The organism is Duganella sp. GW821-FHT01E12 (genome assembly GCF_059422325.1).
Genome location: NZ_JBWKWR010000002.1, coordinates 281782 through 295876, shown reverse-complemented (window position 1 = coordinate 295876; position 14095 = coordinate 281782). Strand labels below are relative to the sequence as shown.

The 14095-nt window shown below is 63.3% G+C and carries 15 protein-coding genes; 6 read left to right on the top strand and 9 right to left on the bottom strand.

The genetic code is table 11. The features are described from left to right. Nucleotides 1–117: 117 nt before the first annotated feature. The 4 genes from AC07WS_RS06620 to AC07WS_RS06605 form a co-directional block, all read right to left on the bottom strand. Nucleotides 118–1707: a GGDEF domain-containing protein gene (locus AC07WS_RS06620; protein ID WP_494728286.1), complete on the bottom strand. Its 1590-nt coding sequence runs from the start codon at nt 1705–1707 to the stop codon at nt 118–120. Between the two features lie 138 nt (nt 1708–1845). Beyond that, a complete protein-coding gene (locus AC07WS_RS06615) occupies nt 1846–2493 on the bottom strand; it encodes a response regulator (protein ID WP_117011614.1) in 648 nt (215 codons plus the stop codon). A gap of 24 nt (nt 2494–2517) precedes the next feature. Then, entirely contained in the window at nt 2518–3702 is a 1185-nt protein-coding gene (locus AC07WS_RS06610) for a sensor histidine kinase (protein ID WP_494728285.1), read from the bottom strand. A gap of 23 nt (nt 3703–3725) precedes the next feature. Further along, nucleotides 3726–4295, bottom strand: a complete 570-nt coding sequence (locus AC07WS_RS06605) for a hypothetical protein (RefSeq protein WP_494728284.1) — start codon at nt 4293–4295, stop codon at nt 3726–3728. Between the two features lie 115 nt (nt 4296–4410). Here AC07WS_RS06605 and greB point away from each other — a divergent pair, with 115 nt between their 5' ends. From greB to AC07WS_RS06590, 3 genes are all read left to right on the top strand, one after another. Beyond that, nucleotides 4411–4977: a transcription elongation factor GreB gene (gene greB / locus AC07WS_RS06600; protein ID WP_008451309.1), complete on the top strand. Its 567-nt coding sequence runs from the start codon at nt 4411–4413 to the stop codon at nt 4975–4977. A 1-nt stretch (nt 4978) separates the two neighbouring features. Further along, complete coding sequence (locus AC07WS_RS06595) at nt 4979–5845, top strand: hypothetical protein (protein ID WP_494728283.1); 867 nt, start codon at nt 4979–4981, stop codon at nt 5843–5845. A 141-nt stretch (nt 5846–5986) separates the two neighbouring features. After that, complete coding sequence (locus AC07WS_RS06590) at nt 5987–7774, top strand: hypothetical protein (protein WP_494728282.1); 1788 nt, start codon at nt 5987–5989, stop codon at nt 7772–7774. 51 nt (nt 7775–7825) lie between these two features. Here AC07WS_RS06590 and AC07WS_RS06585 read toward each other — a convergent pair whose 3' ends face one another. The 4 genes from AC07WS_RS06585 to AC07WS_RS06570 all read right to left on the bottom strand — a co-directional run bounded on the left by AC07WS_RS06585 (nt 7826) and on the right by AC07WS_RS06570 (nt 11947). Beyond that, a complete protein-coding gene (locus AC07WS_RS06585) occupies nt 7826–10156 on the bottom strand; it encodes a RelA/SpoT family protein (RefSeq protein ID WP_494728281.1) in 2331 nt (776 codons plus the stop codon). Nucleotides 10157–10253: 97 nt separating this feature from the next. Further along, complete coding sequence (rpoZ, locus tag AC07WS_RS06580) at nt 10254–10457, bottom strand: DNA-directed RNA polymerase subunit omega (protein WP_008451304.1); 204 nt, start codon at nt 10455–10457, stop codon at nt 10254–10256. 24 nt (nt 10458–10481) lie between these two features. Further along, complete coding sequence (gmk, locus tag AC07WS_RS06575) at nt 10482–11120, bottom strand: guanylate kinase (protein ID WP_494728280.1); 639 nt, start codon at nt 11118–11120, stop codon at nt 10482–10484. A gap of 83 nt (nt 11121–11203) precedes the next feature. Next, the gene (locus tag AC07WS_RS06570) at nt 11204–11947 is read right to left on the bottom strand and encodes a DUF72 domain-containing protein (RefSeq protein WP_494728279.1); all 744 of its coding nucleotides are present in this window, start codon (nt 11945–11947) and stop codon (nt 11204–11206) included. Nucleotides 11948–12061: 114 nt separating this feature from the next. Here AC07WS_RS06570 and AC07WS_RS06565 point away from each other — a divergent pair, with 114 nt between their 5' ends. The 3 genes from AC07WS_RS06565 to AC07WS_RS06555 all read left to right on the top strand — a co-directional run bounded on the left by AC07WS_RS06565 (nt 12062) and on the right by AC07WS_RS06555 (nt 13126). Continuing rightward, nucleotides 12062–12349, top strand: coding sequence for a putative quinol monooxygenase (locus tag AC07WS_RS06565; protein ID WP_494728278.1), 288 nt, complete (start codon nt 12062–12064; stop codon nt 12347–12349). Between the two features lie 72 nt (nt 12350–12421). Next, nucleotides 12422–12706 (top strand): hypothetical protein, encoded by a 285-nt coding sequence (locus tag AC07WS_RS06560; protein WP_494728277.1) that lies wholly within the window; start codon nt 12422–12424, stop codon nt 12704–12706. A 117-nt stretch (nt 12707–12823) separates the two neighbouring features. Then, nucleotides 12824–13126, top strand: coding sequence for a hypothetical protein (locus tag AC07WS_RS06555; protein ID WP_494728276.1), 303 nt, complete (start codon nt 12824–12826; stop codon nt 13124–13126). Nucleotides 13127–13145: 19 nt separating this feature from the next. On the opposite strand, the gene AC07WS_RS06550 is transcribed toward AC07WS_RS06555, so the two are convergent. Continuing rightward, nucleotides 13146–14036: a YicC/YloC family endoribonuclease gene (locus AC07WS_RS06550; RefSeq protein WP_161091886.1), complete on the bottom strand. Its 891-nt coding sequence runs from the start codon at nt 14034–14036 to the stop codon at nt 13146–13148. Nucleotides 14037–14095 lie beyond the last annotated feature (59 nt).

Here is a 14095-nt window from a genome sequence, read left to right as displayed (position 1 = left end):
TAAACGACCGCGATCGCGGAATCTTTAGGGCAAAAATAATTATTTTTTAGCCTTGTTTTTGGGCAAAAAAAAGCCCGGCGGGCGCCGGGCTGGAATCAAATTGACAATAAACGGGGCTTAGTCGGCCACCACCACCCGGTTTTTGCCGGTCTGCTTGGCGGTGTACATGGCCTTGTCGGCCCGCTTGACCAGCTCGGTCTGCTCCTCGTTCGGACGGCGCAGCGCCACCCCGGCCGAGAAGGTGATCAAGACCTTCTCGTTATCGTGCAGGAAGAAGTGCTTGGTCAGCTCGCGCTGCAGGCGGGTCATCGTGCTCGCGGCCGCCTCGACCGTGGTCTCCGGCATCAGGATCAGGAATTCCTCGCCGCCGAAGCGGGCGATCACGTCCATCGAGCGCAGCGTGTCCTTGACGATCTTGACCAGGTGCTTGAGCGCGGCGTCGCCGGCGATGTGGCCGTAGGTGTCGTTGAGCTTTTTGAAGTCGTCCAGGTCGAGGACGGCGATGCACAGCGGCGTGCCGCGGCGGTCGGCGCGCGCGGTCTCGCGCTCGAACACGTCGTCCAGGCCCCGGCGGTTGAGGCTGCCGGTCAGCTGGTCTTCGCGCACCAGCTCGCTCAAATGCTGCAGCTTGGCCTCCAGCGCGTGGATGCGGTTCTCGGCGTCCTGCACCTCCTGGCGCGCCAAGACCATCTTGTCGCGCGCTTTCAGGGCCTCGCTCTGCACCAGCCGGGTTTCCTTGAGCACCTCGTCGAGGATGTTGTTGAGCTCGGCGATGTTGTCGGCCTTGCTGATCTTTTCCGAATAGCCGCCGATCTTTTCGTGGAAGTCGCCGGTCGAGGCCGCCACTTGGCCGAGGCGGTCGATAAAGGTCATCATCATGTTCTTGACGGTGAGCTTGACGTCCGACAGGCTGTGCTTGAGCTGGCCCTGCTTGTAGATCACTTCCTTCAGGCTGCGCGTGGCTTCCTCCAGCGCGCGCACGTCGATCGGGCCGGTGATCAGGTTCTGCACCGACTCGATCTGGCCGCGCAGCCAGCTGTCGTCGTCGAGCAGCTCGCTGACGTTCTCCAGCAGCAGCTTGAACAGGCGCAGCAGCAGCTCCTGCTGCTCGCCGCTGTCGCCGCCGCGCAGCTCGATCTGGTAGCACAGCTGCTTGAGGCGTACGGCGATCTCGGCCAGCGCCTCCTCGCTGTGGGCCAGCTTGGTGGCCGCGCCCAGCGATTCTGCCTCGGCCACCAGCACCGGCGCGCCCGACAGCAGCGAGGCCACCGCGAAGGTCAGCGTGCGGCTGAGCAGGTCGCGCAGCGTGCGGCTTTGCTCGTCCTCCGGCGCCAGGCTGGCCACCTCGATGCCGCTTTTCCTGCTGACGAAGTGTTTTTCCACCAGCTGCGACAGCGCCTTGGCGTAGCCCTCCCAGTCGCGCGACTTGACGGCGCGGTTGAAGCGGCGGCCGAAGTCGGCCAGGTCGCCGGTGTTTTCGGTCAGGCGGGTGGCGAACTGGCTGAGCACGGATTCCGGGCCGGGATCGACCGCGCCCAGCGGCGCCGCGGCAGCCGCGGCCGGCTCGGCGGCGACGCCGGCGATTTCGTTGTAGATGTCGCGGTAGGCTTCCGGCGTCGGCGCGATGCGGCGCACCGCCAGGCGCTTGAACGCCTCGCGCGCGATATCGGCCGGATTCTGCTCGGGAGTGGTCGGTTTGCTGGACATCAGATGCTGCCTCTTAAGGGTTTGTTCATTAAACCATAATAAGCCCGCGTCCCGGTCGGCATAGCCTGAATAAAAGGGCTGAATGTGGCTTTCATCAGAGTATTAAGTATGGGCATTCCGGCAAGCCCCTGCCCATGCCTATTCGATCAGCTGGTTCTTGATCGCATAGTGGGTCAGTTCGGCGCTGTTCTTCAACTTCATCTTGACCAGCAGCCGGGCCCGGTACTCGCTGACCGTCTTGACCGACAGCGACAGTTCCTTGGCGATCATGCCCACCGTCTTGCCGGAGGCGATCATGGTCAGCGTCTGGTATTCGCGGTCGGACAGGCAGTCGTGCGGCGGCGCCTCGTGGTCCTCGCCGACGTGGTTGGCCAGTTCCTGCGCCAGCGCCGGGCTGATGTACTTGAGCCCGCCGGCCACCTGGCGGATCGCTGTCACCAGCTCGCGCGGCGCGCTCTGCTTGGTCAGGTAGCCGGCCGCGCCGGCCTTGAGCGAGCGGATCGCGTACTGGTCCTCGCGGTGCATGGACAGCATCAGCACCGCCAGCTCCGGCTTTTCCTTCTTGATCTGCTTGAGCACCTCGATGCCGCTGCGGTCGGGCATCGAGATGTCGAGCAGCATGACCTGGCAGTCGGCCTTGCGGAACAGCTTGATGGCGTCCAGGCCGTTCTCGGCCTCGCCCGCCACGACGATGTCGCGCGTCTCGGCCAGGATTTGTTTCAAGCCTTCCCGCACGATGGCGTGGTCGTCGGCGATGAAGACCTTGATGATGGCTTTTTCTGACATGTGAGTCACTCTATCCTATCTTTACTATTTCACAGCAGAAATGTTTTCACCTGCTATTGTAGCGCCGGCGGCGGCCGCGATGAGGGCCGCGCGCTCGGTTTCGCGCTTAATTTTGATGGCGACCACGGTGCCGCCGCCGGCCGCGTGGCTCAGCGCCAGCGTGCCGCCCAGCGCGCGGGTCCGTTCGGCCATGCCGCGCAGGCCGAACGAGGCCGGCTTGGCGCGGTCGGCCTGGCGGATGCCGCGGCCGTTGTCGCTGATCTTCAGGCTGATGTGGTGCCGCAGCCGCGCCAGCTTGACGCTGATGCGGGTGGCGCCGGCGTGCTTGGCGATATTGGTCAGCGCCTCCTGGGCGATGCGGAACAGGGCGGTGGCCTGGTCGTCGTCGAGCTCGACGTCGCGCTGGTTGGCGTTGAAGCTGCAGGCGATGCCGGTCTGCTTCTCGAATTCCTTGACCTGCCACTCCAGCGCCGCCGCCAGGCCCAGGTCCAGCAGCGCCGGGCGCAGGTCCAGCGAGATGCGGTGCACGGCGTCGATGGTGCGGTCGACCAGGGCGTCCACGTAGTCGGTTTTTTCGCGCAGCGCGGGGTAGTCGCCCACCTCGTCCAGGCGCGCGGCCAGCATGGCCACCGCCATCTTGATCGCGGTCAGGTTGCCGCCCAGCTCGTCGTGGATCTCGCGCGCGATGCGGCCGCGCTCCTGCTCCTTGACGCGCTCGGCGTGCGCGCTCAGCTCGGCCAGGCGGGCGCGCGAGTGGCGCACCTCCAGCTGCTCCTGCTTGCTCTCGCTGATGTTGGTCATGATGCCGTCCCAGCGCACCGCGCCGTCCGCCAGCGCGTGCGGCGTGCAGCGCAGGTTGATCCACTTGACGTCCTTCCAGGCGTCGACCCAGATCCGGCCTTCCCAGTTCCAGCTCCACAGCGCGCTGGCCGAGGCTTGCATCGCGTCCAGGTAGGACTTGCGGTCGTCGGCCAGGATCAGTTCGAGGAAGCGGGCCGGGTGGTCGTGCAGCTCGGCCGCCGTCAGGCCCAGCAGCGCCTGGCAGCCGTCGCTCAGATAGGGGAAGGAGACGTTGCCGTCGGGGTGCAGCACGAACTGGTAGACCAGGCCCGGCGTGTTGGAGACGATGGCGTCGAAGCGCGCGCGCACCTGTTCCAGTTCGGCGGCCAGGGCCGCGCTGTCGGGGTGGGGGAGGGAGGCTGCGTTCATGGTAATGATATAAATAGTATGGATTAACGGGGCCGCCAGCGCGCGCGGAAGCGCCGCAGCAGGCGGCGGAAGCGCGCGATCCAGCCGCGCGGCGACGGCGTGGCGTGCTGGCGCCAGTGGCGCCAGGCTTGCGCCAGCGCGCCGACCCGGCGCCAGGCCGCAGTGGCGCGCAGGCGTTCGATCCAGCGTTCCTTGAGCGCCAGGAACCAGTGCAGCAGGCGGGCGAACCAGACGATGGTCAGCAGCACCGGCCGCGTCAGCAGGAAGATGCGCGCCACGGCCGCCGCGCCGCCCAGCTTGGCCAGCACGATGACGAGCAAGCCCAGCAGCGCGTGGCCGTGCGTCATGGCCCACAGCGCCAGCAGCTTGACCGGGAACAGCAGCAGCGCCGGCAGCACGAACAGCGCCAGCGCGGCGTGCGGACCCAGCGTGCAGATCCACGCTTCCAGCCGGTGCAGCGGCGGCCAGGCCGACAGCCGGCGCAGCACGCGCATGCCGAGGTCCCACAGCCAGTCCTCCAGCAACAGCAGCAGGGCCGCCAGGTAGACCAGCGGGGCGAACAGCGAGCGGCAGAAGCGGTGGAAGGGTTTCATCGTTGAAGCATTGTTCTATCGCCATCATGATACGTGAAAGCACCGTCGGCGCGGGGAAAAACACCGAACGTGCACAACAGCCACGGCACCGCTCGAAGCCGTTACAATAGCCCGCATGAACAAAGCATTTGTCAAAGAGTCGGACCAGGACGACGACGAGGAAGCCGCCGCGCTGGCCTTGGCGATTCCGGCCGGGTCGAAGAACTACATCCGGCCGGAGGGCTACCAGCGCATCAAGGACGAGCTATTGCAGCTGATCGACGTCGACCGGCCGGAGGTGGTGCGCATCGTGCATTGGGCCGCGTCCAACGGCGACCGGTCGGAAAACGGCGACTACATCTACGGCAAGCGGCGGCTGCGCGAGATCGACCGCCGCATCCGCTTTCTGACCAAGCGCATGGATTCGGCCGCCATCGTCGACCCCAGCGTGCACCATGGCAGCGACCAGGTGTTCTTCGGCGCCACCGTCACCTATTGCAACCAGCACGACGAGACGCGCACCATCACCATCGTCGGCATCGACGAGCTCGATCCTTTGAACGGCAAGATCAGCTGGGTGGCGCCGGTGGCGCGCGCGCTGACCAAGGCGCGTGAGGGGGATGTCATCACCTTCCAGGCGCCGCACGGCGTGGAGGAGCTGGAGATACTTGAGGTGAGTTATCCGGCCCCGGCTGCCGACTAGCGTGCGCCGTTGGGCGTGTCTGCTGGCGCTGCTGGGCTGGCAGGCGCAGGCGGCGGCGCTGGATCGTTACGTCATCGACCTCAATTCCAGCAAGTCCGAATACAACGACAGCCATGTCAGGCACCTGTTGACGGCGGCGCTGGAAGCCTCGCGCGCCAGGTACGGCGCCTACGAGCTGAAGGTCTCGACCTTGCGCGTGCAGCGCGACCGGTTGATGGTGGAGATGATCAAGGGGCGCGAGGTCAACCTCAGCGCGCAGGTGACGTCGCCGGAATGGGAGCAGAAGCTGATACCGGTGCGCATTCCGGTGGACAAGGGGCTGTCGGGCTATCGCATCGCGCTGATCGATGGCCGCGACCAGGCCGAGTTTTCCAAGGTGCGCACGCTGGCGCAGTTGAAGGCCAAGAGCCTGGGGGCGGGGCGGCAGTGGAGTTCGACGGCGGTGCTGGCGGCGGCCGGGTTCCAGGTGGTCGGCGGCCCGACGACGGCGGGGCTGCACCGCATGCTGGCGGCGCATCGTTTCGAGTATTTTCCGCGCGCGATAGACGAGGCGCTGTTCGAGCGCGACGAATATGCGCCGGCGTTTCCGCAGTTGGCGGTGGAGCGCAGCATCGCGATCTATGTGCCGTTGCCGCGCTATTTCTTTGTCGGCGGGCAGCCGAGGCTGGCGCGGCGGCTGGAGTACGGGCTGCAATTGCTGATCGCCGACGGGCGTTTCGATCAAATCTTCCACGAGTTCTATGACGGCCTGATCGAGAAGGCGGGGCTGCGCTCGCGCCGCATCTTCAAGCTGGACAATCCACTGCTATCCCCGCAGACGCCGCTGGGCAACAAGGCCTATTGGTACGACCCGCTTCAACTCCCTTGACCTGCCAACCCCAAGTGAGTTGATAAATAAAATATCTTTTATTTGCAATGTTACTTTTATGGTAAATTCCCAAATGAAATAATTCCAAGCGAGAACTTTTACTTGAATTATGTTATTGACAATTTACATTGGGGAGTTTGCATGGAGTTATTACATCGTCGTTGGAGTCGTTTCGCGTTGGGTGTCGTTGGCGCATCGCTGAGTATGGTCGCAGGCACGGCGTTCGCCGCCCCAGATATCTCTGTTCGCTACGTGCAGTTGCCGCCGATGACGGGTACTTTGAACTTGACGTTGAGCGCGGATGGCCATTATGCGGCTTATCGCGTTGCAACTGCAGGCACAAGTACCGTCAATATCTACGTTCATGATTTGATCAATGACACGCGGGTACAGGCTAACTTGATGGCCACCGGTGATGCACCGACCGCAGCGCAGTGTGATGCACCAGCGATGAGTGGGGATGCACGTTATGTGGTCTTCGGCTGTCTGTCTACGACCATGGGCTCGCAGCCTTCCGCAGGGAGCCAGTCTTATTATGTCTACGACCGTATTCACAATAAGACTGAAGTGTTGCCAACGTCAAATATGGTGAACCGATTGGGGGCTGTGGCGATTAGCGCGGATGGACGATACGTCGCGTATCGTTCTAATGATGTGGCGGGAGTTTTCTCGCTCTTCGTTCGCGATATGCTGAACAAGACCACGCGGACTACTAACGCCAAGGCGCTAACTCCAATCGGATTTCCGGCCTTGACTACAATCAGCGCTGACGGCCGCTTCGTTTCATACGATGGGCGCCTGACGCCAGGTGCTTCGACCGCTGATGTGTCGGTCTATGATGTTTTGAAGGGCATCACTGAAACGATAAATGTAAATACGGCAGGCGTGCGTGGTCCTCAAGGTGGAACTCAGTCGACTATGAGCGCAGACGGTAGTGTCGTCGCGTTCTTATCGGGCGATCCCAGCTTAACCACGCCGCCTCCGCCAAATTCTGGCGGCATTATCGTCCGGGACCGGGCGGCAGGGAGGACCGAGTTAGTGAGTAAAGGCCCTGCCAATTATCCCGCGTTGAGTACTAACGGACGCTATGTCGCTTTCGTTGCCAATCCCGTGCCTGGCGTCAGGAACCTGTATGTGTATGATCGGTTGACAAAGGTTACGCGGAGCATTCCTGGCGCCTTCACCGGTGGTCGTGCTGTGACTTGGTCGAAATTCAGTGCTGATGGGCGCTATCTCGCATTTGAGTCCAATCAGTATGTACCGAATAGTCCCGGCAAGTTGTCGATTGGGGTTGCCGATTTGGGAGTGGCTGCCGGCCTGATCGTGTCCGCTGATCCCTTGTCGCTCACCGAAGGTGGCGCTGCTGGCACTTACTCAGTGGTGTTGGCTCAAATTCCGATCGCCGATGTTACGGTGGCGATAAGCCCTGATAAGCAGCTTAGCGTCGCGCGCACCAAGCTGGTCTTCACGCCGGACAACTGGAACGTGCCGCAAGTGGTCAGCGTGCAGGCCTTGCAGGATGGCGTGGCCGAAGGCAAGCACAGCGGCGTCATCACGCATACCGTTACCAGCACCGACATCGATTACACCGTGGTCAAACCATCGAGCGTGACGGTGGCGATCAACGATGCCGTGACGCCGACCGTGGTGCTGCCAAGCGGAACCTGGATCATGTCTGATCTTCCGGTCAGCGGCACCGCTGCGCCGGGTGCCAATGTGCTGTTGACGGCCACTAACCGCAGCACCGGCTGGCTGACTTCGGTCAGTGTGCTGGCTGACGCGCAAGGCAACTGGAGCCGTACCCTGACCGGTTTGAGCGACGGCGTGATCGAGATCGATGCCCAGGCTGACGGCATTCACAGCACGGTGCAGAGCGTCACCGTCGCGCTGTCGCCACCACCGATCAGCCTGCCTCCGCAGCAGCAGTAAACGCAAAAGGGCAGGCGCGATGCCTGCCCTTGTTGTGCTGCGCGACGCGGCTTAGCTGCGCTCGCGCAGGATGCGGTTGACGCCGGCCACGCGGCGCACGTTGCGCAGCAGGCCCGCCAGGTGCACGCGGTCCTTCACCTGGATCGTGAAGCGCAGCTGGTGCAGCACGTGTTCCTTGTCCTCGTCCATGCCGACATACGTGATGTTGGCGTCGGACTCGCCGATCTCGGCCGCCACGCGCGCCAGGATGCCCTTCTCGTTGTTGATCAGCAGCTTGATGCGGCTGTCGAAACGGCGGTTCAGTTCCGTGCCCCACTTGACCGCGATCCAGCGATCCGGTTCCTTGATCTTCTGCCGCTTGGCCAGCGTGCAGTCGCCGGTGTGCACCAGCAGGCCCTGGTCGCGCCGCAGCTGGCCGATGATGGAGTCGCCCGGGATCGGCAGGCAGCACGGCGCCAGCTGTACCGACACGCCTTCGCTGCCGCAGATGGTCACCGGGTCCAGCTCGGCCGCGCTGTTGTGGTCGACCGGCGCGCTGGCCGATTCGCCGCCGCGCAGGCCGAAGATGTGGCGCGCCACCAGCGCCGCCATGCGCTTGCCGATGCCGATGTCGGCATACAGCTCGTCGAGCGACTTGGCGCTCGATTCGTTCAGCAGCCGCTCCACCAGATGCTCTTCCAGCTCCGGGTTGATGCCCAGCGAGGTCAAGGCATGCGACAGCAGCTGCTCGCCCAGCGTGATCGATTCCGGCAGGTTGATGGTGCGCAGGTGGTGGCGGATCGCCGAGCGCGCCTTGCCGGTGCGGACGAACGACAGCCACGTCGGACTCGGCCGCGAGTTGGCGTCGGTGACGATCTCGACGATGTCGCCGTTGCGCAGCTCGGTGCGCAGCGAGGCCGGCTCGTTGTTGATGTTGACCGACACCGTGTGGTCGCCGATGCCGGTGTGGATCGAGTAGGCGAAGTCGATCGGCGTGGCGCCGCGCGGCAGCGCGATGATCTTGGACTTGGGCGTGAACACGTACACCGAGTCGGGGAACAGGTCGACCTTGACGTGTTCGAGGAATTCGGCCGAGTCGCCGGTCTGCTGCTGGATGTCGAGCAGCGACTGCAGCCACGCGTGGGTGCGCTGCTGCATGTCCGACATGTTGGCGTCGCCGTTCTTGTACAGCCAGTGCGCGGCCACGCCGGATTCGGCGGTGCGGTGCATCTCCTGGGTGCGGATCTGGAACTCCACCGGCGTGCCGTACGGGCCGATCAAGGTGGTGTGCAGCGACTGGTAGCCGTTGAGCTTGCGGATCGCGATGTAGTCCTTGAACTTGCCCGGCATCGGCTTGTACAGCGAGTGCAAGGTGCCCAGCGCCACGTAGCAGTTGGGGAAGCTGTCGACCACCACGCGGAAGCCGTACACGTCCAGCACCTGCGAGAACGACAGGTGCTTGCTGCGCATTTTTTTGTAGATGCCGTACAGCGTCTTCTCGCGGCCGTAGACCTCGGCCTCGATGTTGGCCATGGCCAGCGTGTTCTTGACCGATTCGAGGATCTTCTTGACCACCTCGCGCCGGTTGCCGCGCGCCGCCTTGACCGCCTTGGCCAGCGTGCGGTAGCGCAGCGGGTACAGGTGCGAGAACGACAGGTCCTGCAGCTCGCGGTAGATGTTGTTCAGGCCCAGGCGGTGCGCGATCGGCACGTACACTTCCATGGTCTCGCTGGAGATGCGCGCCTTCTTGGCCGGCGCCATCACCTCCATGGTGCGCATATTGTGCAGGCGGTCGGCCAGCTTGATCAGGATGACGCGCACGTCCGACGCCATCGCCAGCAGCATCTTGCGGAAGTTCTCGGCCTGCGCCTCGATCTGGCTCTGGAACTCGATCTTCTCCAGCTTGGACAGGCCGTCGACCAGGTTGGCCACCGGCGCGCCGAAGCGCTCGATCAGCTCTTCCTTCTTGACGTCCTGGTCTTCCATCACGTCGTGCAGCAGCGCCGCCATGATGGCCTGGGCGTCGAGCTTCCAGTCGGCGCAGATCTCGGCCACGGCGATCGGGTGCGAGATGTAGGGCTCACCCGATTTGCGCACCTGGCCCAGGTGCATTTCGTCCGAGAAGCGGTAGGCTTCCTTGACCTTTTTCAGGTCGGCGGCGTTCATGTACTCGGCCAGTTTTTCGGTCAGATGCGTGACGGAGGCGACGCCGGCGGTCAGGGTGGGCGTGGCCAGGGGCGACGAAGAAATCACAGGCGGGATGGGGGTTGGTGCGGATGAGGCGATGGTGGCGGTGCTATCCCCTGCGTCGGCGCCGGACGTGGCCGCAGCCGGCGCTGGGGCCGGCTGGTTCGCCCTGGCGGGCATGCCACTCAATGTCGGATCGGCAGGGATCAGATTCATACGTTCGCGTTCCGTCTCGATGAGAATGTAGGATAAGGATATCCCATACTACTGCTAAACCGCACCATTCACATTGTTCGGGAACGCCGGGCCCAACTTACATTGGGACCTTTTTCAACATTTCCAGACCGACCTTGCCGGCGGCGATTTCGCGCAGCGCGACGACGGTCGGCTTGTCCTTGGCTTCGACCTTGGGCGTGTGGCCTTGCAGCAGTTGACGGGCGCGATAGGTCGCGGCCAGGGTCAGCTGGAAACGGTTAGGGATAGTTTTCAAACAATCTTCAATAGTAATGCGGGCCATCTTAACTCCTAAAATCTTGTGTATTTATTCAGCGTGGATACCCAGTTGGGCAAATAGCGAGGCGTTGCGCGCCGCTTGTTGCGCAAACCGGCAACGGGCCGCTCTGACAATCGCCGTCAGTTCCGACAGGGCGACTGCAAATTCTTCGTTGATGATAGCATACTCGAACTCGGGAGCGTGGGCGATTTCGCCGCCCGCCGCCAGCAGCCGGCGCGTGATCACATGCGGTGCGTCGGTGGCGCGTTTCTTCAGCCGTTCCTCGAGCGCGTCGATCGATGGCGGCAGGATGAAAATGCCGGCCGCCTGCGGGAATTGCTTCTTCACCTGGCGCGCGCCCTGCCAGTCGATTTCCAGCAGGATGTCGGTGCCGGTCTTCATCTGTTGTTCGACCATGATGCGCGAGGTGCCGTAGTAATTGCCGTGCACCTCGGCCCATTCCAGGAACTCGCCGGCGTCGGCGCGGGCGACGAAATCCTCGGCGGTGGTGAAGTAGTATTCCTTGCCGTGGGTCTCGCCCGGACGCGGCGCGCGGGTGGTGGTGGATATCGACAGCTTGATGGTCGGTTCCTGCGCCAGCAGCGCGTTGACCAGCGTGGACTTGCCGGCGCCCGAGGGCGCGACCACCATGAACAGGCTGCCTGCGAATGAGTTGGTTGAGCTCATGTCTCTCTTTCGAAAACGTCAGCGGGCGCACAACTGCGTCGCCCAAAGACGTATTTTACCAAGAGCAAGCATGGGCAGCCAATTTACAGCAGTGCGAGCAGCTGCAGCGCGGCGGCCGGCGCGCGTTCCTTGGCGCCGTTGATGAAGTAGAGGTAGGCGTCGCCGGACTTGGCGCCTTGCTGCCATTGGCGCGCTTGCTCGGCCCATCGTTTCAGCGCGGGCTTGGTGTAGCCGGTTTCGAGGTCGCTGCGGGCGTCCATCAGGCGCGCGTAGACGAACTCGCCGGTGACTTCGGCGACGTTGGGATACTTGGGCGAATCGGTGATGACGGTGGCGATCTTGTGCTTGCGCGCCAGCTGGTAATAGTCGTCGCACAGGAAGCTGGGGTGGCGGACGTCGAGCACATGGCGCAGCTTGCGCGTACCCAGCCTGACCGGCAGCAGCTTGAAGAACGCTTGCAGGTCGTCGGGGTCGAACTGCTTGGTGGCGGCCAGCTGCCACAGGATGGGGCCGAGCTTGGCGCCCAGTTCGTCCAGGCCGCTGCCCATGAAGCGCTCGATGGATTCGCCGGCCTCGGCCAGCACCTTGCGGTTGGTGGCGTAGCGGCTGGCCTTGACCGAGAACACGAAGTCGTCCGGCGTTTGCGCGGCCCAGGCGGCGAAGTGCTCGGGCTTGGCGGTGCGGTAGAAGGTGCCGTTGATTTCAATGCTGGTCACTTGCCGGCTGGCGTATTCCAGCGCCTTCTTCTGCGGCGTGCCTTGGGGATAAAAGGTCTCGCGCCACGGCGCGTAGTCCCAGCCGCCTATGCCCACCCTGATCTGTGCCATGCGTCGCTCCTTGCCGGTCGATGGGGCGATGATAGCGGGATTTTTTTGCGGGTGCACTTGCCGTTTTTTCAATCGTCCCCAGCTTGGATTTTCTCATCACACACAGGAGTCCCCATGCAAGAACTGATCGTCGTCGCCACCCTGACCGCCAAGCCGGGCCACGAGGCCGTGCTCAAGGCCGCGCTGGAGCGCGTCGTGCCGCCGAGCCGGGCCGAAGCGGGCTGCATCCGCTACGACCTGCACGCGGACCTGGAGCATCCGGGCCGCTTCGTCGTCATCGAGGCCTGGCGCGGCGCCGAGGCGCTGGAGTTCCACTTCACCACGCCGCATTTCCTGGAGCTGCTGAAGGCCATCGATGGCGTGGCGGACGCGCAGCTTGTCAAGCTGAACCAGCTGGCATAGTTATCGTCAAGCCGCAATTGGCCGTCACTGATATACTTTAGATATACATTGATCCGGTCGGGGGAGTTTGAAATGTCAAAACCTGCGGCAAAAGCTGCGCCTCAATTTCTGCTGCGTTTGCGCGAGCGCGATACCCCGACTGGAGTCAGCGAGGCGACTGTCGAGAAGCTGATGAAGGTGACGGGTCTGACTAAAACAGAAGTGGCCCATCTGGCATTGAAGCAAATGGCTGGCCGGTATTTGCCTTTTTACGAGCAGGACGACGGGCCGTTGACGGTCGAGCAGATCCGGGCCATTCGTCAGGCCAGCAACGCGACCGATACGCCGGACGAGCAGTTCACTCAGCGGATATTCTGATCCGTGGCGCGCCGGACAACACCACGCAGGTTCCATCCCCTGCCGGCGCCGGGGGATATCGTCTGGTGCGCTTTTCTGCAGTTGGCGGGGGTGCCCGGTCCCAAGAAAAGACCTGCATTGGTCGCGCGGGTCGCGCCGCCAACGCATGAGGTTTCAGTGGTGTACGGCACCAGCCAAAAGACGGACCATATCTATCCGACCGAGGTGGTGCTGGATCCCGCTGATGCGGGTTTTGCGGTCAGCGGCCTGTCGCACCGAACCAAGTTTGACGTTGCCTATCAGGTTCAGCTGCCGTTTGACAGCGACTGGTTCGAACCCGCGCCAGGATCGCAAGCCAACATCCCTTTGCCCAAGATGGGTATCCTGCATCCCAGCTATATGCCGGCTATAGCGTCCGCGGTGAAGCGGATCCGCCGGTAATTGCGGCCGCCAGCGCACCTTACTCCAGGTTCTGCACCTGCTCGCGCATTTGTTCGATGAGCAGCTTGAGTTCCATCGAGGCGTCGGCCAGTTCCTTGACCGAGGCCTTGGCGCCCAGCGTGTTGGCTTCGCGGTTGAGCTCCTGCATCATGAAGTCCAGGCGCTTGCCGACCTGGCCGCCTTTTTTCAGGATGTGGCGCGTCTCGGTCAGGTGCGCCGACAGCCGGCCCAGCTCCTCGGCTACGTCGATGCGGATGCCGTACAGGATCACCTCCTGGCGGATGCGCTCGAGTGCGTCCTGGCGCGACAGCGCCGAGTTGGAGCCCTGGCAGGCCAGCCCCAGCGCGTCCTGCATGCGCTCGACCGCCTTCTGCTGGAAGGCCGCCACCACCTGCGGTATCAGCGGCGTGATGCGCTTGACGATCACCTCCATCGCCTCGATGCGCGAGGTCAGCATCGCTTCCAGCGCCGCGCCCTCGCGCTGGCGGCTGTGGACGAAGGCCTGCACCGTGCGCGCGGTCAGCGCGGCGACGTCGGCCTGCAGCGACTCCTGGCCGATCTGGGCTTCCTCGATCACGCCCGGCCAGCGCAGCAGCTCGGCCACCGACATGGTGGCGGCGGCAGGGAAATGGCCGCTCACTTCGGCTTGCAAGCGTTGTAATTCGGTCAAAAGCGGCAGGTTCAGCGCCTGCGAGCCGGTGGTCGCGGCCTTGCGGCCGAAACTGAGGCGCAATTCCACCTTGCCGCGCGTGATGGCCGCCATGATCGCCGAGCGCAAATCGGGTTCAAGCGCTCGCAAATCGTCGTTTATTCGAAACTGAAGGTCTAAAAATCGCGAGTTGACGCTCTTGATTTCGATAGTCAGTGTTCCCGCCGCACTTTCACTGGTGGCGACGGCGTAGCCCGTCATACTGGAAATGCTCAATGGATGTCCCCGATTTAATCTTTACAAAACAGTGATTTATCCAC

Excerpts from the sequence above, each read along its gene's own strand:
- gmk (WP_494728280.1), bottom strand. The coding sequence starts at position 11,120 with ATGAGCTCAACCAACTCATTCGCAGGCAGCCTGTTCATGGTGGTCGCG.
- AC07WS_RS06590 (WP_494728282.1), top strand. The coding sequence starts at position 5,987 with ATGGAGTTATTACATCGTCGTTGGAGTCGTTTCGCGTTGGGTGTCGTT.
- rpoZ (WP_008451304.1), bottom strand. The coding sequence starts at position 10,457 with ATGGCCCGCATTACTATTGAAGATTGTTTGAAAACTATCCCTAACCGT.
- greB (WP_008451309.1), top strand. The coding sequence starts at position 4,411 with ATGAACAAAGCATTTGTCAAAGAGTCGGACCAGGACGACGACGAGGAA.
- AC07WS_RS06560 (WP_494728277.1), top strand. The coding sequence starts at position 12,422 with ATGTCAAAACCTGCGGCAAAAGCTGCGCCTCAATTTCTGCTGCGTTTG.
- AC07WS_RS06565 (WP_494728278.1), top strand. The coding sequence starts at position 12,062 with ATGCAAGAACTGATCGTCGTCGCCACCCTGACCGCCAAGCCGGGCCAC.
- AC07WS_RS06610 (WP_494728285.1), bottom strand. The coding sequence starts at position 3,702 with ATGAACGCAGCCTCCCTCCCCCACCCCGACAGCGCGGCCCTGGCCGCC.
- AC07WS_RS06550 (WP_161091886.1), bottom strand. The coding sequence starts at position 14,036 with ATGACGGGCTACGCCGTCGCCACCAGTGAAAGTGCGGCGGGAACACTG.
- AC07WS_RS06620 (WP_494728286.1), bottom strand. The coding sequence starts at position 1,707 with ATGTCCAGCAAACCGACCACTCCCGAGCAGAATCCGGCCGATATCGCG.
- AC07WS_RS06570 (WP_494728279.1), bottom strand. The coding sequence starts at position 11,947 with ATGGCACAGATCAGGGTGGGCATAGGCGGCTGGGACTACGCGCCGTGG.
- AC07WS_RS06605 (WP_494728284.1), bottom strand. The coding sequence starts at position 4,295 with ATGAAACCCTTCCACCGCTTCTGCCGCTCGCTGTTCGCCCCGCTGGTC.
- AC07WS_RS06615 (WP_117011614.1), bottom strand. The coding sequence starts at position 2,493 with ATGTCAGAAAAAGCCATCATCAAGGTCTTCATCGCCGACGACCACGCC.
- AC07WS_RS06585 (WP_494728281.1), bottom strand. The coding sequence starts at position 10,156 with ATGAATCTGATCCCTGCCGATCCGACATTGAGTGGCATGCCCGCCAGG.